The organism is Collimonas arenae (assembly GCF_000786695.1).
Classification (GTDB): domain Bacteria; phylum Pseudomonadota; class Gammaproteobacteria; order Burkholderiales; family Burkholderiaceae_D; genus Collimonas; species Collimonas arenae_A.
In genome coordinates this window covers 4,747,047-4,768,874 of sequence record NZ_CP009962.1, presented here as the reverse complement: position 1 = coordinate 4,768,874, position 21,828 = coordinate 4,747,047, and the positions used below count along the sequence as shown (strand labels likewise).

General features: G+C 58.1%; 20 protein-coding genes and 1 tRNA gene. 9 read left to right on the top strand and 12 right to left on the bottom strand.

The window, feature by feature from the left end; translation table 11 throughout:
* The first annotated feature begins 219 nt into the window (after positions 1-219).
* Genes LT85_RS21035 through LT85_RS21025 form a run of 3 tightly spaced genes read left to right on the top strand, consistent with a single transcriptional unit; the run spans position 220 to position 5,979 of the window.
* Positions 220-1,719 (top strand): efflux transporter outer membrane subunit, encoded by a 1,500-nt coding sequence (locus LT85_RS21035; RefSeq protein WP_081992608.1) that lies wholly within the window; start codon positions 220-222, stop codon positions 1,717-1,719.
* Positions 1,720-1,739: 20 nt separating this feature from the next.
* Complete coding sequence (locus LT85_RS21030) at positions 1,740-2,897, top strand: efflux RND transporter periplasmic adaptor subunit (RefSeq protein WP_038492876.1); 1,158 nt, start codon at positions 1,740-1,742, stop codon at positions 2,895-2,897.
* 13 nt (positions 2,898-2,910) lie between these two features.
* On the top strand, positions 2,911-5,979 hold the full coding sequence (locus LT85_RS21025; protein WP_038492872.1) for an efflux RND transporter permease subunit: 3,069 nt from the start codon (positions 2,911-2,913) through the stop codon (positions 5,977-5,979).
* Between the two features lie 87 nt (positions 5,980-6,066).
* On the opposite strand, the gene cynR is transcribed toward LT85_RS21025, so the two are convergent.
* Positions 6,067-6,975: a transcriptional regulator CynR gene (cynR, locus tag LT85_RS21020; protein WP_038492868.1), complete on the bottom strand. Its 909-nt coding sequence runs from the start codon at positions 6,973-6,975 to the stop codon at positions 6,067-6,069.
* 116 nt (positions 6,976-7,091) lie between these two features.
* On the opposite strand from cynR, the gene LT85_RS21015 reads away from it, so the two are divergent.
* The 3 genes from LT85_RS21015 to LT85_RS21005 all read left to right on the top strand — a co-directional run bounded on the left by LT85_RS21015 (position 7,092) and on the right by LT85_RS21005 (position 9,042).
* Positions 7,092-7,754 (top strand): carbonic anhydrase, encoded by a 663-nt coding sequence (locus tag LT85_RS21015; protein WP_038492865.1) that lies wholly within the window; start codon positions 7,092-7,094, stop codon positions 7,752-7,754.
* Between the two features lie 57 nt (positions 7,755-7,811).
* On the top strand, positions 7,812-8,282 hold the full coding sequence (gene cynS, locus LT85_RS21010; protein WP_038492862.1) for a cyanase: 471 nt from the start codon (positions 7,812-7,814) through the stop codon (positions 8,280-8,282).
* A 109-nt stretch (positions 8,283-8,391) separates the two neighbouring features.
* Positions 8,392-9,042: a DUF1345 domain-containing protein gene (locus LT85_RS21005; RefSeq protein WP_038492860.1), complete on the top strand. Its 651-nt coding sequence runs from the start codon at positions 8,392-8,394 to the stop codon at positions 9,040-9,042.
* 94 nt (positions 9,043-9,136) lie between these two features.
* On the opposite strand, the gene mgtA is transcribed toward LT85_RS21005, so the two are convergent.
* Positions 9,137-11,899, bottom strand: coding sequence for a magnesium-translocating P-type ATPase (mgtA, locus tag LT85_RS21000; protein WP_038497063.1), 2,763 nt, complete (start codon positions 11,897-11,899; stop codon positions 9,137-9,139).
* A gap of 674 nt (positions 11,900-12,573) precedes the next feature.
* Between mgtA and LT85_RS20995 the strand changes: the two genes are divergently transcribed.
* Positions 12,574-12,756 (top strand): hypothetical protein, encoded by a 183-nt coding sequence (locus LT85_RS20995; RefSeq protein ID WP_038492857.1) that lies wholly within the window; start codon positions 12,574-12,576, stop codon positions 12,754-12,756.
* Between the two features lie 186 nt (positions 12,757-12,942).
* Positions 12,943-14,370, top strand: coding sequence for a D-alanyl-D-alanine carboxypeptidase/D-alanyl-D-alanine endopeptidase (dacB, locus tag LT85_RS20990; RefSeq protein WP_038492854.1), 1,428 nt, complete (start codon positions 12,943-12,945; stop codon positions 14,368-14,370).
* A gap of 83 nt (positions 14,371-14,453) precedes the next feature.
* On the opposite strand, the gene LT85_RS20985 is transcribed toward dacB, so the two are convergent.
* From LT85_RS20985 to LT85_RS20975, 3 genes are read right to left on the bottom strand one after another with little or no spacing between them, the layout of a single operon-like run.
* A complete protein-coding gene (locus LT85_RS20985) occupies positions 14,454-14,954 on the bottom strand; it encodes a TPM domain-containing protein (RefSeq protein WP_038492851.1) in 501 nt (166 codons plus the stop codon).
* On the bottom strand, positions 14,954-15,814 hold the full coding sequence (locus tag LT85_RS20980; protein ID WP_052135373.1) for a TPM domain-containing protein: 861 nt from the start codon (positions 15,812-15,814) through the stop codon (positions 14,954-14,956). Before LT85_RS20980 ends, LT85_RS20985 begins: the two co-directional genes overlap by 1 nt.
* Positions 15,814-16,413: a LemA family protein gene (locus LT85_RS20975; protein WP_038492848.1), complete on the bottom strand. Its 600-nt coding sequence runs from the start codon at positions 16,411-16,413 to the stop codon at positions 15,814-15,816. Before LT85_RS20975 ends, LT85_RS20980 begins: the two co-directional genes overlap by 1 nt.
* A gap of 174 nt (positions 16,414-16,587) precedes the next feature.
* On the opposite strand from LT85_RS20975, the gene pyrF reads away from it, so the two are divergent.
* Positions 16,588-17,415 (top strand): orotidine-5'-phosphate decarboxylase, encoded by an 828-nt coding sequence (pyrF, locus tag LT85_RS20970; protein WP_038497057.1) that lies wholly within the window; start codon positions 16,588-16,590, stop codon positions 17,413-17,415.
* A 17-nt stretch (positions 17,416-17,432) separates the two neighbouring features.
* On the opposite strand, the gene LT85_RS20965 is transcribed toward pyrF, so the two are convergent.
* From LT85_RS20965 to LT85_RS20935, 7 genes are all read right to left on the bottom strand, one after another.
* The gene (locus tag LT85_RS20965) at positions 17,433-17,936 is read right to left on the bottom strand and encodes a CinA family protein (protein ID WP_052135372.1); all 504 of its coding nucleotides are present in this window, start codon (positions 17,934-17,936) and stop codon (positions 17,433-17,435) included.
* Between the two features lie 77 nt (positions 17,937-18,013).
* The gene (locus LT85_RS20960; RefSeq protein ID WP_038492846.1) at positions 18,014-18,538 is read right to left on the bottom strand and encodes a phosphatidylglycerophosphatase A family protein; all 525 of its coding nucleotides are present in this window, start codon (positions 18,536-18,538) and stop codon (positions 18,014-18,016) included.
* Positions 18,535-19,530, bottom strand: coding sequence for a thiamine-phosphate kinase (thiL, locus tag LT85_RS20955; RefSeq protein WP_038492843.1), 996 nt, complete (start codon positions 19,528-19,530; stop codon positions 18,535-18,537). Before thiL ends, LT85_RS20960 begins: the two co-directional genes overlap by 4 nt.
* An 81-nt stretch (positions 19,531-19,611) precedes the next feature.
* The gene (locus LT85_RS20950) at positions 19,612-20,148 is read right to left on the bottom strand and encodes a hypothetical protein (protein WP_038492840.1); all 537 of its coding nucleotides are present in this window, start codon (positions 20,146-20,148) and stop codon (positions 19,612-19,614) included.
* 42 nt (positions 20,149-20,190) lie between these two features.
* Positions 20,191-20,898: a tRNA (guanosine(46)-N7)-methyltransferase TrmB gene (gene trmB, locus LT85_RS20945; RefSeq protein WP_038492837.1), complete on the bottom strand. Its 708-nt coding sequence runs from the start codon at positions 20,896-20,898 to the stop codon at positions 20,191-20,193.
* A gap of 133 nt (positions 20,899-21,031) precedes the next feature.
* Positions 21,032-21,105, bottom strand: a tRNA-Gly gene (locus LT85_RS20940).
* Positions 21,106-21,220: 115 nt separating this feature from the next.
* Positions 21,221-21,826, bottom strand: a complete 606-nt coding sequence (locus tag LT85_RS20935; RefSeq protein WP_038492834.1) for a hypothetical protein — start codon at positions 21,824-21,826, stop codon at positions 21,221-21,223.
* Between the last annotated feature and the right edge of the window lie 2 nt (positions 21,827-21,828).

Genomic DNA, 21,828 nt, shown 5'->3' with positions numbered 1-21,828 from the left:
AGTTTATCCCCACATATCTGCAGATCGTCGCAATCCCATACTCAGTAGCAATTTTCCTCTTTACAGTGGCGGCACACCCTGTACATTGGAGGGCTGCACAGAGTAATCAAAAATACGCAATACCTCGTCATACCGTGTAAAACAGCATAAAAAACAGCATAAAACTACTAAAAATCCCGCATTTGGGAGCCCCGCAAAAAAATTAAGTAAGGGAAAAAGATGCGTTTACTAAAGATGCTCGGCAGCGTACCCCTGCTGTCCGTGATCGCCGGTTGTGTGGTTGGGCCTACCTATCAGGCGCCCTCGCCAACGACTTCATCGCAAGCTGTATTGCCGCAATTCCAAAGCGCTTTGCCGACACAGGCAGGGACCGGCAGCGCTGCGACCGATCTGACGCGCTGGTGGTCGCAATTCGACGATCCGCTGGTGGCTGAACTGGTCACCACTGCTGAGACCAGCAATCCAAGCGTGGCGCAAGCGCTGGCGCGCATCAAGCAGGCGCGCGCCACGGCGGTTACTACCGGCAGTGCGCTCTATCCTTCGGTCGCTGCCGATGCCAGCAGCACACGCAGCAAATCTCTCAGCGGCCTTACCGGGAGTTTAGGCAACGTCGCCACAATCTCTACCAGCAACAGCGCCACCTTCGACGCCAGCTGGGAGCTTGATCTGTTTGGCGGCAAGCGTAAAGCGGCTGACGCTGCCAATGCGCGCGTCTTTGCCCGTGATGCCGACTGGTATGGCGCCAAGGTATCGCTGGCGGCCGAAGTCGGCAGCACGCTGGTGAATTACCGGGCCTGCGTGGCGACCACGGCGATGCTGGCGCAAGACCTGACTTCGCGCGAACAGACCGCGCAGCTTACCGCACTCAAGGTCAAGGCCGGCTTTACGGCGCCGGCGGACGGTGCCTTGATCAACGCATCGACCGCCGACGCCCGGCAAAAACTGATTGTGCAGCGCGCCGATTGCGACCTTGACATCAAGGCGCTGGTGGCGCTGACCGACATCCCCGAACCTGTCTTGCGCACCAAACTGGCAGTCAACCAGCGTTTGCCGCAACCGCGTGGTTTTGTGGTCGAGAGCGTGCCCGCGCAGGTATTGTCGCAGCGGCCTGATATTGCGGTCGCCGAGCGCGAACTGGCTGCGGCTAGCGCTGAAATCAACGTCGCTGAAGCCAATCGGTATCCCAGCATTTCACTGCTAGGCAGCATCGGCATCGGCGGCTTCCGTTTCGACGGCAGCAGCGCCCGCTCCGATACCTGGTCGTTCGGTCCATCGTTCAAGCTGCCAATCTTTGACGCCGGCCAACGCAAGGCGCAGGCCGACCTGGCGCGTGGCCGCTATGACGAGGCGTATGCCGGCTACCAGCAGCAAGTGCGGACCGCTGTGCGGGAAATCGAAGAGGCGCTGGTGCGGCTGGATGCCGCAGCAAGGCGCGAAGAAGATGCCGCGTTGGCGTCACGCGAATATGAAAGCTACTACCGCGCCAACGACGACAAGTTCAAGGCCGGCAGCGGCAGCCTGTTTGAGCTGGAGGACGCGCGCCGTACTTTCCTGGCTGCGCAGCAAACGGTAATCAGCGTGCAACATGACCATGTTACTGCCTGGATTGCACTGTACAAGGCCCTTGGCGGCGGCTGGCGCAATGAGACGGAACAGACTGCGCAGCAGACTACGCCGGCCAGCCAGTCGCAAAGCACGCCAAACTCCGATCGTTCTTAAAAATTCAAGTGAAGACAGTCATGAAAAAGCCATCTTTCAAACTAGTAGCCATTGCGGCAGCGCTGATCGTTGTGATTGGCGGCGGCGCCGTCTGGGCCACCAGCGGTAACAGCAAAAAACCAGCAGATAAAGAAGCCTCCAAGCCACAAGCATCCCTCACGGTAACCACCACCAAGGCGCAAAGCGCCGACTGGCCGCTGACGATGTCGGCCAACGGCAGCATCGCCGCCTGGCAAGAGGCGGTGGTGGGCAGTGAACTGGGTGGATTGCAGCTGGCGGAAGTCCGCGTCAACGTCGGCGATATCGTCAAACGCGGCCAGGTGCTGGCGCGCTTCACCAATGACAGCGTGGAAGCGCAAGTGGCGCAGCAAAAGGCTGAGGTAGAGCAAGCGCGCGCGGCCTTGTCCGAGGCGGACGCCAATGCCGAACGGGCGCGTACGCTGGCCAACAGCGGCGCCTTGAGCGGCCAGCAAACCACGCAGTACGAAGTGGCCGAACGCAGCGCCAAGGCAAAGTTGATGTCGGCCCAGGCTGCTCTGGACATGCAACAGATCCGGTTGCGCCAGACGCAGGTGCTGGCGCCCGATGACGGCGTGATCTCTTCGCGTACGGCGACGGTGGGTTCGGTGGCGTCGCAAGGACAGGAACTGTTCAAGCTTATCCGCCAGAACCGTCTTGAATGGCGTGCCGAAGTGAACGCCACCGACCTGCTGCAGATCAAGGTCGGCCAGGCGGTCAAGCTCAAGGTCACCAATGGCGTGGTAGTAGACGGCAAGGTGCGTATGGTGGCGCCGACTGTGGATCCGCTGACGCGCAACGGCCTGGTGTATGTCGACCTGCCGGTGCCGGGTAGCGCACACGCCGGCATGTTCGGCACCGGTCAGTTCGTACTGGGTAGCGCGGAAGCGCTGACCTTGCCGCAAACCGCAGTGGTGATGCGCGACGGCTATAGCTACGTTTATCAGCTGGGCAAGGACAACAAAGTGACCCAGACCAAAGTGACGCTAGGGCGTCGCATCGGCGAGCGCATTGAAGTGGCAAGCGGGACGAATGGGATTACTCCGACAACGGTCCTGGTGGAAAAGGGCGCTGGATTCCTGGCCGATGGCGACACGGTGCGCGTAGCGTCGGAAGCAAAGCCGACTTCTGCCAGTCCGACGCCGCTGGCGATGAAGTAAGCGAGGAGCCGTCATGAATTTTTCCGCTCTCTCGATCAAACACCCGGTTCCAGCCATTTTGCTGTTCATCATGCTCACGGTAATGGGGCTGATGAGCTTCAAAAGCATGCTGGTACAAGATAGTCCAGACATCGATTTCCCGTTTATTTCGATCTCCACCAGCTTGCCGGGCGCTTCGCCCTCGCAGCTGGAAACCGAAGTGGCGCGCAAGATCGAGAATTCGGTCGCGACCGTCACGGATGTACGCCACATCTACACCATGATCAATGATGGCGTAGTGAACATCACTGTCGAATTCCGGCTGGAGAAAGATATTTCGGAAGCGATGGACGATGTGCATGACGCCGTCAACCGGGTTCGCAGCGATTTGCCCACAGACGTCCGAGATCCGGTCTACGGCAAGGCCAGCACGTCCGGCCAGCCGATCATCACCTATACCGTCAAATCCGACCAGCTGGATGAGGAAGCTTTATCCTGGTTCGTCGACAACGATGTGTCCAAAGCCCTGTTGTCGGTGCCTGGGGTCGGCAAGATCGCCCGGGTGGGTGGAGTTAACCGCGAAGTACTGGTCGAACTGGATCCGGAACGCATGGCGGCCCTGAACGTATCGGCGGCGCAAATCTCGCGCCAGCTGCAACGCGTGCAACAGGAAGCGCCGGGCGGCAAGGCTGATATCAGTGGCGCACGGCAATCGGTGCGCACCATCGGCACGGTCGGCAACGTAGCGGAAATCGCTGCCTTGCAAATGGCTTTACCGGATGGCCATGTGATCCGTCTGGACCAGGTCGCCAAGGTGACCGACGGCATCGGCGAGCGCACTGCGATCACGCTGCTCGATGGCAAGCCGGTGGTCGGCTTTGAAATCACCCGCAGCAAGGGCGCCAGTGAAATCACGGTGTCCAATGCGGTGAAGAAGGCGGTCGCCGAGCTGGGCAGCAAAGCCACCCATGTCAAGATCGAAGAGGCGTTTAATAACGTCGACGCGGTCAAGGAAAACTACGCAGGTTCGATGTCCTTGCTGTACGAAGGCGCGCTGCTGGCGGTGCTGGTAGTCTGGTTCTTCCTGCGTGACTGGCGGGCGACACTGGTGGCCGCGGCGGCGCTGCCGCTGTCCATCATCCCGACCTTCATGGTGATGAATTTCCTTGGCTTCTCTCTCAACGGCGTAACTTTGCTGTCGCTGGCGCTGGTGATCGGCATCCTGGTGGACGATGCGATTGTGGAAATCGAAAACATCGTGCGTCATCTGCGCATGGGAAAGACGCCTTACCAGGCGGCGATGGAAGCTGCCGATGAAATCGGCCTGGCGGTGGTGGCGACGACGTTTACGCTGGTGGCGGTGTTCTTGCCGACGGCGTTTATGAGCGGCATCGTCGGCAAATATTTCAAGCAATTTGGCTGGACCGCGGCGATTGCCGTGACGACGTCGCTGGTGGTGGCGCGGCTGCTGACGCCGATGATGGCGGCTTACTTGTTGAAGCCGCTGGTGCATGAGAAGAAAGAAAGCCGCATGATGGGCAAGTACCTGGCATTGGCTTCCTGGTGCATGCATCACCGGGTCAAGACCATGGTCATGGCCGCCGTATTCTTTATTGCTTCGTTGGCCATGATTCCTTTCCTGCCGACTGGTTTCATCCCGCCTAGCGACCGTGGTCAGACCCAGGTCACGCTGGAACTGCCTCCCGGCAGCGTCCTGGAAGAAACACGCGCCAGTACGGAACAGGCACGCCGCTTGCTGATGACCAACAAGAACGTTGACCAGGTATATAGCGCGATCGGCGGCGACGAGGCGCGCCGCTCGACCCTGACTGTACTGCTCAAGGATCCGCCAGCGCGCAAGGAGAAGCAGACGGCGGTGGAGTCTGAATTGCGCAAGCTGTTGGCGCAGTTGCCTGGTTTGCGGTTTACCGTCGGTGGCGGCGGCAATGGCGAAGAATTGCAGCTGTTGTTGTCCGGTGATGATCCACAGGCGCTGAGTACGGTGACGCGTGCTATCGAACGCGAAATCCGCGCTATTCCGGATCTTGGCAGCATCACTTCCAGCATCAGCCTGGTGCGGCCGGAGATTATCGTTACGCCGAATTTTGCCAAAGCCGCCGACCTGGGCGTCACCGCTTCGGCGATTGGCGAGACGTTGCGCATCGCTACTTCCGGCGACTATGACCAGTTGGTCGCCAAGCTGAATTTGCCGGAACGGCAGATTCCGATCCGCGTGCGTTTGCCGGAAGCCGCACGGCAAGACCTGAGTGTGCTGGAGCGCCTGTCGGTGCAAGGCAAGAACGGTAATGTGCCATTGAGCTCGGTTGCCGACATCCGTTTCGACAGCGGCCCGGCACGGATCGACCGTATCGACCGCAATCGCCGCGTCATCATCCACGTTGAATTGAACGGACATGAAATTGGCGAAGTGATGTCGAAGATCAATGAATTGCCTAACCTGAAAAACTTGCCGCCAAACGTCAAGCGCGGTGAACTGGGCGATGCTGAAGTCATGAAGGAACTGTTCTCCGGCTTCGCGCTGGCGATGCTGACCGGTGTGTTGTGCGTCTACATGGTGCTGGTGCTGCTGTTCAAGGGTTTCCTGCAACCAGTGACGATTTTGGCGGCACTGCCTTTGTCGATTGGTGGCGCGTTTGCGGCATTGCTGATCACCCATAACTCGTTCTCGATGCCGTCGCTGATCGGCTTGCTGATGCTGATGGGGATCGCCGTCAAGAACTCGATCCTGCTGGTGGAGTACGCCATCGTGGCGAGGCGCGATCATGGGATGAGCCGTTTCGAGGCCTTGATGGATGCCTGTCACAAGCGGGCCCAGCCGATCATCATGACCACCATCGCCATGGGCGCCGGCATGTTGCCGATCGCTCTTGGGTTGGGAGCAGATTCCAGTTTCCGCGGACCGATGGCGATTGCCGTGATCGGCGGCCTGGTGACTTCTACTTTCCTGAGTTTGCTGGTGATTCCGGTGGTGTTCACCTATGTCGACGATCTGCTGGTCTGGGCCAGCCGCAAGTTCCGCCGCAAGCCGGGCGAGTCGGTGGCGCACATGGTGGCCAGCAAGTTGCATATCACCGAAACCTGAGCTGCCATATAGTTAAGAGTGCCCGGTAAGCGGCCGGTAAGCTGGATGGCTGATTTACCCAGGGTTTAGGGCTGATTCCTGTACTACTCAGGAATCAGCCTTTTTTTCGTCCTGACGGTCTGCCGTCATGTCCGCAGCGAGTCTGGCGAAAGCCAGCGCGGCGGCGCTTTGATAAGCGTCCTTACGCTGTAGCAAGGCTACCGTGCGTTGCGGTAAGGCGGGGGTCATCCGGATTTCCTGCAGCGCGGGATGTTCACGCGTGATGGCGTCCGGCAGGATGGTGGCGACGCCGCCGTAACGGACAATCTCGACAATCGCATTGATGGTGTTGGCTTCGATGGCTATTTTGGGAGAAATTCCCTGTTCTTGCAGATAGGCGTCGACATATGTCCGGGTGGCGAAATTCGTGCTGAGCAGCGCCAGCGGCTGTTGCGTCAGATCGCCGGCGGCGATGGGGGCAGGGCGCTGCGCCAGCGGATGATCCAGGCCGACCACCACGCTGAGCTTTTCCACAAACAGCGGCTGGCAGCTTATCTCTTGCGAACGGACCTGGCTGAAGGCGATGCCGAGATCAACTTCATCGTTCAGCAAGGCCGACTCCATTCCGTTTAGCGGCAGTTCAACGATCTGCAACGTAATGCCGGGATAGTCGGCATTGAAGCGCGCGATCAAGGGACCCGCCAGATAAGAGGTAAAGCTGGGCGTCATGGCCAGCCGCAAGCTGCCGCGGCTCAGTTCCGCCACATCGTGGATCGCCCGTTGTCCTGCTTCCAGCTCTCGCAGCGCTCTGCTGGCATAAATAATGTATGCCTGACCGGCATCGGTAGCGCGCACGATGCGGCCGCTGCGGTCGAGCAGTTGCGCACCCAGGGTTTCTTCCAGCTGGCGAATCTGTTGCGACAAGGTCGGCTGCGAGACGTAGAGCGCCTCTGCCGCCCTGGTGAAATTGCCATGCTCGACCACGGCAAGCAGGTAACGGATATGACGCAATAGCATAATTGATAACTATAGGTAATGGTTATGGATTTGATTGTATATCCGTCTTGGACGTAATAGTTGGAGGGTTGCATGATGACGTCACTGCATCACTTCATCACCCAAGGAGAAACGCCATGAAGTCTATCGTCGAAGGAGTCCTGAAATTCCAGCAGGATGCTTTTCCAGGCTTGTCGGGTCTGTTCAAGCAACTGGCCACTACCCAGAATCCGAGCGCGCTGTTCATTACCTGTTCCGACAGCCGCGTGGTGCCGGAATTGCTGACCCAGCAAGATCCGGGCGATATTTTCGTGATACGCAACGCCGGCAATATCGTGCCCTCGTACAGTTCGGAACCGGGCGGCGTCACCGCTACAGTCGAATATGCCGTCGCGGTGCTGGGCGTGACCGATATCGTTGTCTGCGGCCATTCCGATTGCGGCGCCATGACCGCGATTTCCACCTGCAAGTGCCTGGATCACTTGCCTGCAGTTGCCGGCTGGTTGCGCCACGCCGATGCGGCCAAGGCGGTGAATGCTTCCCGTAACCATATATCGCCCGCCGCACGGCTCAGTTCCATGGTGCGTGAAAACGTCATCGCCCAGTTGGCCAACATTAAGACTCATCCGTCGGTGGCGCTGGCGCTGGAGCAAGGCCGCCTGAGCCTGCACGGCTGGGTGTACGACATCGAAAGCGGCGCCATCGTGGCGCTGGATGGCGTCAGCAATACGTTCGTTTCGCTCGCCGAATTTCCAGAAACCGTCGCCACGCAGGCCAAGCGTAGCGCTCTGGCTGCATAACCCGACCCATAGTCATCTGTCGTTTTTAAGTTGTTCTATCACTGAAAAGGAAACATCATGCAACAAGCTAACGTCTATCAAGATAACCGTATCGCTCTGACTACCCGTGTCATCGCCGCCAAGGCATTGAAGGACCTGTCATGGAAACAACTGGCTGAAGGGACCAGCTTGAGCGTGGCCTATGTCACCGCAGCGTTACTGGGCCAGCACGCCTTGCCCAAGGCCGCCGCTGAAGTCGTGTGCCGGCAGCTGGGTTTGCCGGCGGAATCTGCGCTGGAGCTGCAAATGATTCCTCTGCGCGGCAGCATCCCCGGCGGCATTCCTACCGATCCAACCATCTACCGTTTCTACGAGATGCTGCAAATTTACGGCACAACCCTGAAAATGCTGGTGCACGAAGAACTCGGCGACGGCATCATCAGCGCCATCAACTTCAAGCTCGATCTGAAACGGGTCGAAGATCCGGACGGCGGCGCGCGTGCGGTGATTACGCTGGATGGCAAGTTCTTGCCGAATAAACCGTACTAAGTCCCTTCGGCCGGCATGCACGGATGTGGTGTGGATATCATCGCATCCGTGCTGCCACAGCTCTGGTAAAGTGCGCTATCTACAAGTCCGCGCACAGGAAACCATTGCCATGCAGCTCCCCAATCTGATTTTTCGCACCCATCCGCGGCTGGTCATCGCCATCATCCTCGGGCTTATCGTCTGGGCCGTGGTGCCGCAGAGCTCCGCAATCACGCGTGCCCTGATCGCCTGGAATGCCGGTGTCTGGACCTATCTGGTCATCTTGTGGTGGATGATGGCCCGCGCCAGTTGTGAGTTGGTCAGGAAAAAGGCCGCGATCGAAGACGAAAATGACACGATGATTCTGGTCATGATTTGCATCGCTGCGGTGTCCAGCATCGCCGCCGTGGTGTTCGGCCTGACCCAGGCCAAGGATTTCCTGCCAGGCCCGAAAGAGATCCGCTATCTGTTTACGGGGATGACGGTGCTGGGCTCCTGGTTCCTGGTCGGCACCATCTTTACCTTGCATTACGCGCGTCTGTTTTACGCTGCCGATGAGGACAAGTTGCCGCTGCGCTTTCCTGACGATGAAAAGAATCCGAACTACTGGGATTTCCTGTATTTCTCGTTCACCATGGCGGTCGCGGTGCAAACCTCTGATGTCAGCGTGATGACCCGTTCCATGCGCAAGATCGTGCTGTTCCAGTCGGTGCTGACGTTCTTGTTCAATTCGGCGATTCTGGGTTTGTCGATCAATATCGCGGCTGGCCTGGTAGGGTAAGCAGGTAGTTTTCCGGTACGCATAAAAAAAACCGCCTGGCCAGTGATCTGGCCAGGCGGTTTTTTATTTTCCGCCGTTGAATTACGCGGAGATCTTATTGCCAGCCAAAGCGCCGTGCATACCAACCCTTCATGGCCTGCGTCAGTACGGCGTAGGCCATCAGGATCAGGACCAGCCACGGGAAATACGTCAACGGCAAGGCCTGCAGCTTGAAGTAGTGCGCCAGCGGCGACATGGGCAGCAGGATGCCAATGATCATGATGATGATGGTCATGCTCATCAAGGCCCACGAAGCACGGCTCTGGAAGAACGGAATCTTGCGGGTGCGGATCATGTGCACGATCAGCGTCTGCGACAGCAAGCCTTCGATAAACCAGCCGGACTGGAACAGGGTTTGGTGTTCCGGCGTGTTGGCGCCGAAGATGTACCACATCAGGGCAAAGGTAGTGATGTCGAAAATCGAGCTGATCGGACCGAAGAACACCATGAAGCGGCCGATTTCGCCGGCATTCCAGCGCTGCGGTTTTTCCAGGAATTCCTTGTCGACGTTATCGAAAGGAATGGTGATCTGCGAAATGTCGTACAGCAGATTCTGCACCAGCAGATGCAAAGGCAGCATCGGCAGGAAAGGCAGGAAGGCGCTTGCCACCAATACAGAGAACACGTTGCCGAAGTTCGAGCTGGCGGTCATCTTGATGTATTTCAGCATGTTGGCAAAGGTCTTGCGGCCTTCCAGCACGCCTTCTTCCAGCACCATCAGGCTCTTTTCCAGCAGGATGATATCGGCGGCTTCCTTCGCGATATCGACTGCGGTGTCGACCGAAATACCGATGTCGGCAGCGCGCAAGGCTGGCGCATCGTTGATGCCGTCGCCCATGAAGCCGACTACATGGCCCTTGTCATGCAGGACGCGCACGATGCGTTCCTTGTGGGTCGGGCTCAGCTTGGCGAAGACTGTGGTGGTATCCACCGCGACTGACAGTTCGGCATCGCTCATTTTTTCGACATCGTTGCCGAGCACCATGCCGTCCACCTGCAAGCCGACCTGGCGGCAGATCTTGGCGGTGACCAGTTCGTTGTCGCCGGTCAGGATCTTGACGGTGATGCCGTGTTCCTTCAGTGCATCCAGCGCAGGTTTGGTGGATTCCTTCGGCGGATCCAGGAAGGCGATGTAACCGATCAGGACCAAGTCGCTTTCATCGGCCACGCCGTATACTTCCTTGGTTGGCGGCAAATCCTTGGCGGCCACTGCGACCACGCGCAAACCTTCGGCGTTCAGGCTGGAAGTCGTTTCGTAGATTTCCTGCAGCAATTCCTTGGTGAACGGCACTACCTCGCCATTGTGGCGTGCGTGGGTACATACCGAGACGATTTCCTCGACTGCGCCTTTGCAAATCAATTCATGATGGTCGTCGCGTTCGCTGACCACCACCGACATACGGCGGCGCTGGAAGTCGAACGGAATTTCATCGACCTTGCGGTAGGCGGAAGCCAACGCCATTTCACGCTGCAGCTCGGCATGCTCCAGCACGGCGACGTCCAGCAAGTTCTTCAGACCGGTCTGGTAGTGGCTGTTCAGATAGGCATATTCCAGCACCAGGTCGTCTTGTTCGCCCAGGATGTCGGTATGGCGCTCCAGGAAAATCTTGTCCTGGGTCAGGGTGCCGGTTTTGTCGGTACACAGCACGTCCATGGCGCCGAAGTTCTGGATCGCGTCCAGGCGCTTGACGATCACCTTCTTGCGCGACAGGGCGACAGCACCCTTGGCCAGGGTCGAGGTAACAATCATCGGCAGCATTTCCGGCGTCAGGCCGACCGCGATCGACATCGCAAACAGGAAGGCTTCGACCCAATCGCCCTTGGTGTAGCCGTTCAGCAGGAACACCACCGGCGTCATCACCATCATGAAGCGGATCAGCAGCCAACTGACCTTGTTGACGCCCGACTGGAATGCGGTAGGAGTGCGGTCAGAGGCAGTAACGCGTTCGGCCAGCGCGCCGAAGTAGGTACGGTTGCCGGTGGTGACCACGATCGCGGTGGCTGATCCGCTGACCACGTTGGTGCCCATGAAGCACAGGTTGTCCAGTTCCAGCGGATTGCTTGTATCGAGACCGCGATGGACGACGAATTTCTCTACCGGCAGCGATTCGCCGGTCATCGCCGCCTGGCTGATAAACAGGTCCTTGGCGGTCAGCAAGCGCAGGTCGGCCGGAATCATGTCGCCGGCGGACAGCTGGACGATATCGCCCGGCACCAGTTTCTTGATCGGCAGTTCGATGCGGCGCGCGCCCTTTGGATGCAGGGTGACGTCGAAATAACGCAAGGCTTCTTCGGCAATGTCCTGCGCCAGGTCATGGCGCAGCACGGTCGCGGTGTTGCTGACCATGGCCTTGAGCTTGTCGGCAGCGGTGTTGGAGCGGGATTCCTGGATGAAGCGCATCAGGGTCGACAGCACCACCATCGAACCGATGACGATGGTGGCTTTCATGTCTTCGGTGAGGAAGGATACGGTAGCCAGTACTGTCAGCAGCAAATTGAACGGGTTTTTGTAGCATTGCCACAGATGGACCCATTTCGAAATCGGCTTTTCGTGTTCGACTTCGTTCGGGCCGGCTTTGATGCGGATTTCATCCGCTTCGGCTTCGGTCAGGCCATCGGCCCGGCTATGCAGTTTTTGGTACAGCTCGCTGATGTCGATGCTGGCAGCCGTCGACAAGGTTTCCGCCAGCGAAGGCGGCACTTCCTTGGTAAGCGGCGTGCTGCGGAACATGTCGGGAGCAAGCCGGCGGAAATGGCGGTCCATGCCATGCGTGCGGACAAAGCTAACGAATGTGTCTTTGAGAATATTCAGATTCATGGAATTCTTCTTTTTCATGCAGTACGGTCGGCTGTCGTCGATCAGGGTGTGGCTACCTGGGCGCGTTTTAACTTTATGTTAACGATTTGCAATCCATATGGATGACAACATCGTCGCAAAAGGTCAAAAAAGCACTCAGTGCGGCACAGACTGTAAATTCGATCGGTGACATCTTGATGACAATATCAAGAGCCCGGGTACAGACACGCTATTCGATTACCCGGCCCGCGACGGCGGAACGGGATTAGCCAAGCATGCGGCCGATGTAATTCGGCTGCGCAACTTTGCATAACAAGATCAGGTGGTGGAACACGAAATGCCGGAAAATGCGCCCGGCATTGGGGGAAACCATCATCCGCCGCTGGCGAGATGACGGCAGGGGAATCCTGCGTTATCTTGCCGAGGCGATGCCAGAACGGGTCTGGCAACAACTGTCACTCGAACAAGTGCCCATTAAAGGGGCTCCATAAAATTTAGACTGGTGGATAGTAGCCGCGCAGTTGATGGTGGTCAAGAAAATTGTGCGGGACAATTGTGCAGGACAGCAGAGGGTTTGTTGTTCTCGTTTTTTCCCGGGTTTCTATTGATTTATAGTGTTGTCATTCCATTATTTCGCCTTGCTTTCAGGCATGCCAAACCTATACTGAAATTACAACTAAGCCAAGGAGACGATCATGGTCAAACTGATTATGGACAACCTGCTGTTCTTCGTGCCAATGGCGGTTGCCGGGCTGATCTTGTGTGGTGAAGTGCCGGTTGCATCAAAGTGGGCTCGCCGCACCTTGCGCGGCATTGGCGTGGTATGCGGTGCCTTGCTGGCCTTGATCATTTTAGAGGCCATTCCAGCTCTGCTTTAACGTGGCAGTGCTGTCGCAGATAGCGGGACAGCGGGACGTTAGCGACGTCCTGTCGCGGCCTGGTTTTTTTCTGCCGTACGGTTAGGTGATCCGTGTTATTTCAAAGCTAGCGCTAGCAACAAGTGAAAGCATCGGCTGATCGCGTGGGATAATCCCTCGCAATCTTTCTTTTTCACCGGTGCTCACTTGAAAAAAATCTTCGCGATAAGTCTGTTGGTTTCATCTTCCTTCCTGTTGGTCAGCGTTCAGGCGCAAGAATCCTCCTCTTCCGTTCCCGCACCATTTAGCAAAGCCCTGCAGATTGCAGGCATCCCGGCCCAGGGCGTCGGCGTGTATGTGCAGGAAGTCGATGGCACCGGCAAAGTGCTGGCGTCGTCGAACGCCGCCGTGCCGTTCAATCCGGCGTCGACCATGAAGCTGGTCACCACCGACGCCGCGCTGGAGTTGCTGGGCCCGGCCTATCGCTGGAAAACCCAGGCCTATGCCGACGGCAGCCAGGTCGGCAATGTCTTGCAGGGCGATTTGATTTTCAAGGGTAATGGCGACCCCAAGCTGGTGCAGGAAAATTTCTGGCTGTTCCTGCGTCAGATTCGCGCCAAAGGTATCCGCGATATCCGCGGCAATATCGTGCTGGATCGCAGCAGCTTCGATGAAACCGCCTACGACCCTTCCGAATTCGACGGCGACCCGATGAAACCGTATAACGTCGGCCCCGACGCCTTGCTGCTGAACTACAAGGCGCTGACTTTCCAGTTTGTCCCGGATCCCGACAAGAGGCAGGTCAGTGTCGTCCTCGATCCGCCGATGAGCGGTTATCCGGTCAAGCCGCCGCGCCTGGGGCAGGGTAGTTGCGACGACTGGCAAGGCAAGCTGCAAGCCTCGGTCGATGCCGATGGCGCCAGTTTCAACGGCGTGCTGCCTGCCTCCTGCGGCGAAAAGACCTGGTACGTGAATCCCTACAAGATGAACTCCACCCAGTACTTTGGCGCCGTGTTCCGGCAGATGTGGACCGATCTCGGCGGCACGTTCAGCGGCAGCGTCAAAAATGGCAGCACGCCGCCCGGCGCACGTCTGATCACTGAATGGAGTTCGGTCACCTTGCCGGAAGTGATCCGCGATATCAACAAATACAGCAACAACGTCATGGCGCGCCAGGTGCTGCTGACGATTGCCGCAGACATCCTGAAACTGCCGGCGACACCGGAGCGCGGCGCCCGCGCCATCCAGACCTGGCTAGCAAACAAGGGCATAGACGCCAGCGGCCTGGTGATCGAAAACGGCTCGGGATTGTCGCGCAACGAAAAGATTTCAGCGCAGACCATGGGCCGCATGATGGCCGCCGCTTTTCAGTCGCCGGTCATGCCGGAGTTCGTCTCTTCGATGCCGCTCGTCGGCTACGACGGCACCATGCGCAAACGCCTGAAAGACCAAAGCGTGGCCGGCCAGGCCCACGTCAAGACCGGTACCCTGAACGACGTCCGCGCGATCGCCGGTTATGTGCTGGCTGCTTCGGGAAAATACTATGCGGTAGTCTGCCTGATCAATCATCCCAATGCCGGCAGGGGACAAGCGGCACAAGACGTCCTGTTGCAATGGGTGTACGAAAACGGCTGAACATGATGGAATCAAAGCGACTCTGACCCCCAATAAAACAATTGGGGTCAGAGTCGCATTGTTTTGTTGAAATTACAATGAAGTTACAAGACTAGCGGCTTGTCCGACACCTCGTTCTTTTTCCGGCCCTGGTCCGGGAAGTGCTGCGTGAGATAGCCGTTCATCTGTTCCAACGCTGCCAGCGTGCTGTCATGGAAGGCGCCGTTGGCGAACTCTTTGGTCATGGTCTTGCAAACTGCCTGCCATTCCGCGGTCTTGACGGCGCGGCCAACGGCGCGGTCGACGATGATTTCGACTTTATGGTCAGCCAGGTTCACATAGAGCAAGACGCCGACGTTTTCTTCGGTGTCCCAGATACGGTAGTGGGCAAACAGTTCATGGGCGCGGTTGCGCGAAGTGACGCCATTGAGCACTGCAGGCAGGCTTAGCGATCCTTCCACAATCATTTTCACTTCTGCTCGGTGCGTCACTTCGCCTTCTGCGATCTTGTGCTGGATGGCTTTGAGCGTTGCGGCCGGAAAAGCGCGCCGCGCGCTGCGTTGTGTGGTCGTCAGATGACGCCAGAGTCGTTGTAAAGTCCCCATCACCAATCCCCCGAGGCGCCGCCGCCGTCAAATCCACCGCCGCCGCCGGAAAAACCACCACCGCCACCGAAACTTCCTCCGCCACCCCCAAAACCGCCACCGCCGCGTCCGCCCTGGCTCAGGATGCTGCCGATGATGACGCCGGCGGCGTTACCCCAGACATTGCTGTTGAGCGAACGGCCGGAACCGGCGCCGCCGCCGCGTGCGCGGGAGATGATGGTGATCAGGATGATGAAACCGAAGAACAGCAGCGGCGCCAGAGCGCCGAGCAGGTCGGAGGAGGGCTCTTGCGCCTGTGCAGCTTTACGGCTGGGCGGCGCAAAATTCTCCTGGTCGAGCAGCGGCATGATGGCCGAGATGCCAGCTGTCAGGCCGCCGTAAAAATCGCCCTTGGAGAAATACGGTGCGATGATGTCTTGCAAAACCCGCTTGGACTGGGCATCGGTCAAGGTGCCCTGAACACCGCGCCCGGTGAGGATCATCATGCGCCGCAAGGCCTTCGGATTGTCCTTGGCCACCAGCAGGATAACGCCATCGTCGATACCCTTGCGGCCAAGCTTCCAGGCATCGGCGACACGCACTGCATAATCCTCGATGCCCTCCGGCTCGGTCTTGCTGAGCAACAGGATGGCGATCTGGCTGCCGGTGCGTGTTTCATACTCGCTCAGGGTATTGTCGAGGGCTGTACGCTGGTCTGGCTGCAGCATGCCCACCAGGTCGGTGACATGCGATTGCAGCGGCGGCACCGCAACCTGCGCCGCCATGGTTTGGGCAGCGGCAGGCAGGGCGAGGATGGACAGCAGGCTCAGCAGCGCCAGCCACAAGGCCAGCACCGGTGCGCGGCATGCGCTACGCGACATTATTTTTTGCCGCCGAAATCAACGTCGGGCGAGGTCGAGATCGCCTTTTCGTTGTCCACCGTGAACGATGGCTTGACCTTGTAGCTCATCGCCATGGCGGTCAGGTTGGTTGGAAAGCTGCGCGTCAGCACGTTGTAGTCCTGCACCGCAACGATGTAGCGGTTACGCGCCACCTTGATACGGTTTTCGATTCCTTCCAGTTGCGATTGCGCATCGCGGTACAGGCCATCCGCCTTCAGTTGCGGATAATTCTCCGATACCGCCATCAGGCGCGACAAGGCCGACGACAACTGGCCCTGCACCTGCTGGAATTTCTCGAACGCAGCCGGATCGTTCAGCACTTCCGGCGTGATCTGAAAACTGGTGGCGGCGGAGCGCGCCTTGGTGACCGCTTCAAAGGTGCTTTCTTCATGGACGGCGTAGGCTTTCACGATCTGGGCGATCTTCGGCACCAGGTCGGCGCGGCCTTGGTATTGGTTGACGACTTCGCCCCAGGCGGCCTTCACGGCCTCATCCTTGGCCTGGAAATCGTTATAGCCGCAAGCGCTGAGAAGGGAGGCGATGACGGCAATTGCCAGCCATTTAAAGAAAGTTTTCATGGAATATCCCTGATAAAAGAAACAATAATAAGGCACGTTAGCAAACTATCGCAGGCTGCTCAAGTGTTAAATCACGGAGAAAGAATGTAAATCCAAAGCTTATCGGCTTGTCTGCCAGTTAATCCCGGGTATTTTGGATTTACAATGTGGGGTTCGCATTATTGAGGCTTGATCGTGACTTTTATCGAAAAATTATCCGCCGCCTGGCGCACCAACAATTCCTTGCTGTGCGTCGGCCTGGATCCCGATATTGCCAAATTTCCAGCACATCTGCAGCAGCAGCCGGACGCCATCTACACTTTCTGTAAGGAAATCATAGACGCCACCGCAGCTACCGCCTGCGCCTTCAAACCGCAAATCGCCTATTTTTCGGCCATGCGCGCGGAAGACCAGCTAGAAGCGATCTGTGCCTATCTGCGCGAAAACCATCCGAGTATCCCGATCGTGATGGACGCCAAGCGCGGCGACATCGGCGCTACCGCCGAGCAATACGCGCGTGAAGCATTCGAGCGCTACGGCGCCGACGCGGTCACCGTCAGCCCTTACATGGGCTTCGATTCGGTGGCGCCTTATCTGGAATGGAAAGACCGCGGCGCCATCGTGCTGTGCCGCACCTCCAACGCCGGCGGTTCCGATTTGCAATTCCTGACGGTGGACGGCGTGCCGCTCTATCAGCACGTCGCCCGGCTGGTCGCTGAAAAATGGAATACCAATGGCCAGTGCGGCCTGGTGGTGGGAGCGACTTTCCCGCAGGAACTGGCGCAAGTGCGCAGTATCATCGGCGATATGCCGCTGCTGGTGCCGGGTGTCGGCGCTCAGGGTGGGGATATCGAGGCGACCGTGAATGCAGGCAAGACCGCAAATGGCATGGGTATGATGATCAACTCGTCGCGCGCCATCCTGTACGCCAAGCCTGATCACGATGCCGGCGAAAACTTCGCACAGGCAGCCAAACGTGTCGCAGAAGAAACCCGCGACGCAATCAATCGCTTCCGCGGCTGACCGGTTACCGGATCAAGTTACTTCAGGAATTTCAACAAGCCTTGCAGTGCGTGGATGACAGTCTGTTCACGCACCGCACGGCGATCGCCGGCAAACACCAGCCGCTCGGTATGGGTGTGATGACCCACTGACCAGCCGAAGCAGACAGTGCCAACCGGCTTGCCCGGCACCGCGCCGCCGGGGCCGGCAATGCCGGTAGTAGAGACGGTGACATCGGCATTGCTGTTGGCCAGCGCGCCTTCCGCCATGGCGGCGGCGATTTCTTCGCTGACCGTACCATGTTGCGCAATTTCGGCTTCCGGGATATCCAGCAATTCTGTCTTGGAGGCGTTCGAGTAAGTCACGAAGCCGCAATCAAACCATTCCGAAGAGCCGGCGATTTCTGTAATCGCCTGCGATACGCCGCCGCCGGTGCAGGACTCGGCAGTGGAGAGAAACCAGCCCTTGGCTTGTAACGCGCGGCCGACTTGTGCTGCCAGATCAGTAATTTGTTCGGTGTTGTCTTCAAGCGCGGTGTTCATGTCGCAACTCCTGTTTTCTGTTCTGCCGATGGGTCAGTACATACTGCCACTTGTTGCGGACGGATGCAATCGCGTCCTTAGACCAAGCGCCACATAGCGATCGCCAGCAAGGTATAAAACGCTGCCACAATGTCATCCCACATGACGCCGAAGCCACCCTTGAAACGGCGGTCGAAATAGTTGATCGGCGGCGGCTTGACCATGTCGAAAAACCGGAACACGACGAAGGCGGCGAACTGCGCCTGCAAGCTGGCAGGGGTGACCACCACCAGCACCAGCCAGAACGCGATGATCTCGTCCCACACCATGCTGCCGTGATCGGGGGCATGCAGATGACGACCGGTGGTCTGGCAAGTCCAGACGCCGACCACGAAACCCGCAGCGATGATCACCAGCCAGTTCAGCGGCGTGAAAATTTCCGGCCAGCGGGTGGTCATCACCACATATGACAACCAGCCAAACAAGGTGCCGAAGGTGCCTGGCATGATGGGCGACAACCCGCTACCGAAACCTTGTGCAATGAAATGGGCAGGATGCGACAGCATGAAGCGCGGACCAGGCCGGATGGGTTGCTGAGAAGAGTTGCTGTCCGGTGTAGTCATGAAGTGTGAAAGTGATCGAAAGAGCTGAGTTGTAGATTCAATGGCGCGTTGTGTGCGTCGAGCAAGCGCAGGCCCTGAGCGGCGTCGATGCAGCCGATACGCGTCACTGCAGTGGCGCTCGTCTGAGCTGCGGCCAGTACGGCGTCGCGCTGGCTCGCTGCAGCGGTAAAACAGAGTTCGTAGTCGTCGCCGCCGGCCAGCGTGAAATGGCGTCGGATGTCTAGGTTTTGCTGGCTCAATATCGTGCCGGCCGGCAGGCTGTCCACCGCCAGCGTAGCGCCGACGCCAGAGCGCGCCAGGATGTGGCCGAGATCACCAACCAGGCCATCGGAAATGTCGATGGCGGCACGCGCAATCCCGCGCAAAGTCAGACCCAGTGCAACCCGCGGCGTTGGCTGATGCATGCGCGCAGCCGCCAGCAAGAAATTCTCGCTGCCGAGCTGCAGATCGGCATTCAACTGCCCGGCAAGTTCGTTGCGATAGACCGCCAGCGCCAGCCGCGCATCGCCCAGCGTACCCGAGACCCAGATGTCATCTCCCGCCTGCGCTGCATCGCGGCGCAAAGCCTGGCCCGGCGCGGTTTCACCGAAAACGGTAATGCAGATATTCAACGGCCCCTTGGTGGTGTCGCCGCCGATCAGCTCGCAGTGATGGGCGTCGGCCAGCGCCAGCAAACCGCTGGAAAACGGCGCCAGCCATTCCTCACGTGCTGCAGGCAACGCCAGCGCCAGCGTAAACGCCAGCGGACGCGCGCCCATCGCTGCCAAATCGGAGAGATTGACCGCCAGGCATTTGTGGCCCAGCGCAAACGCATCGGTATCCGGAAAAAAATGCCGCCCTTCCACCAGCATATCGGTGGAAATGGCCAGCTGCATGCCGGCCGTAGGCGTCAACAATGCGCAGTCGTCGCCGACGCCGAGAGCAATATGCGCGATATTGCTGCGTGCGGGACGCGTAAAGTAGCGGGAAATAAGGTCGAATTCGGACAACATCCACAGATTGTACCGAATGATGGCTATCTATAGCCGTTTTGCTGCGCTTTCTGAATAAATGATTATCCAGGCGCAATCAAATCAAAACCCCGATCCGCAACTGGTCGTGCGCGAAATAGCGCCGCGCTGGATGATGTCTTCGCCCTTGGTGTTGCCGACCGAAATCTGCGTCACGCAATAGGTGCCGTTCGGCCCGGTCACCTTGGTCACCCGCAGGCCATCCGGCCGCGTAATGTCTTCCATGGTGGTTTCGCCCGGCCTGGCAGGCTCTTTCGGCGCAACCTCGGGCGCCAGGCCTTTTTCCAGTATCTGCTGCTTGTTCAACGCCGTCGCAGCAGCAGTGGGCTCGCTGGGAGGCGTATCCTTGCGCAATTCGCGGTCGATCTGGCCGACATTGCGTTTGGCGGTATTGACCATGTCTTCGGCTGAGGACTTGCCGTAAGGAAGCGGCGCCTTGGGATAATGGGTATCCTCAACCGTGATTGTTCCAGGCGGCAGCGGAGTTGCTTGCTCCCCCGCCTGCGCAACTGAAAAATGACACAGGGCAAGCAGCGCCGCCGAGGCGGCAAACCGGGTAAGCCGGTTATCGGTGCGGGGGAAAGGTCGGATGATCAACATGCTGCAGACTTCCTATGGCAATAAAACGCAAACGCGCGAAACTCAAACGCGTGTAAATACCAGATCCCAGACGCCATGTCCGAGACGCAAACCGCGGTTTTCGAACTTGGTCACCGGCCGATAATCCGGCCGTTCCGCATAAGTAGCCGCGGTATTCTTCAATTGCGGTTCAGCGCTCAGCACTTCCAGCATCTGTTCAGCGTACTCTTGCCAGTCGGTGGCGCAATGCAGATAACCGCCCGGCGCAATCCGCGAAGCCAGCAAGCTGACCAGCGGCCCCTGCAGCAAGCGGCGTTTGTTATGCCGCGCCTTGTGCCAAGGATCCGGAAAGAACACATGCGCGCCAGCCAGCGCCCCCGGCGCGATCATGTTGGTCAGCACTTCCACCGCATCATGCTGGATCAGGCGCATATTGCTCAGTTGCTGCTCGCCGATCAGCTTCAGCAAGCTGCCGACGCCCGGCGTATGCACCTCAACACCGACGAAATTCTTCTCAGGCATGCCCGCAGCAATCTTGGCCGACGTCTCGCCCATGCCGAAACCGATTTCCAGGATAGTCGGCGCACTGCGCTCAAAAACCTGGTCAAGATCGACCACAGCCTTATCATATGGGACCAGAAAACGCGGCCCCAGTTCCTCGATAGCACGCGCCTGCGCCGTCGACAAGCGCCCGGCGCGCGTGACAAAGCTGCGGATCCGGTGTTCGGTCGGATCGTAAAAAAGGGGTTTGCCGGATTTGTTTTCTGACATGCTCAATAGACGGTTAGGGTGAAGCGAAGCAAGCGCTGGTGTGCCCAAGCAGGCAACGCCATTGTAACGCCAGACAAATGCAAGCCTCAAAAATACAAATGGCACCCTCGGATAACGGGTGCCAACGCTGGCCTGGAGCGGGTAGAGGGGATCGAACCCTCGTCTAAAGCTTGGGAAGCTTTCGTTCTACCATTGAACTACACCCGCGATGCCCGCATTTTACGCGGGTTTGAGCGGGGTTTGCAAATTTGGTAAATGGCTGGTGGGATGGGAAATGTGATGGCCGCTTTCTCCGAGGTGTGATCGCTTGACGGATGACGTCTCAATCAATTTGTCGGGATAACCGTTCCTGGCGAGCAAACGGCGCCGCAGTAGCGGCTGTAAGTAATAGACCATTCTGGTTTTCCGTTAGTACTTCACCGTGAAAGATAGCTTCATTCAAATCAAGAAGCGAGGAGATAAGGCCATATTCGCAGCCAGCTTCCTGCAGCATCCGTACGTCTCTCGCTACCTCATCTGTAACACGAAGATTTTCTCGGGCAGTTGGTGCGTTTTGCTGAGATTGTGAAATACCTCGTTGCATATCCGCCAAAAACTCAGCAGTTGTATCATCCAGACCCGTATTCGGCACTGCAATTTCAATCAGTATATGCAGTGAGTCTACAAACCAGTCTGGTCCCTTCCAAGGACCGTCATGATGTGTCGCGAGATAAGAAATGGCTCGGCCAAGGATTTCTGTATCGCCTCTTTGTTCTTGGCACCACTCTGCCAAATGCTCCACCTTCTTGGTGAGCTCGGCAGCGAGCGTGTCTACAATATCGTTTGATGCTGCGCCTTGACGCCACAGAACCACTCGTAAAAAGTGCATACACGCATAATTGATCGAGCGCTTCCAATCAGCTTTATTTTCATCTAAAGATATGGTCATGT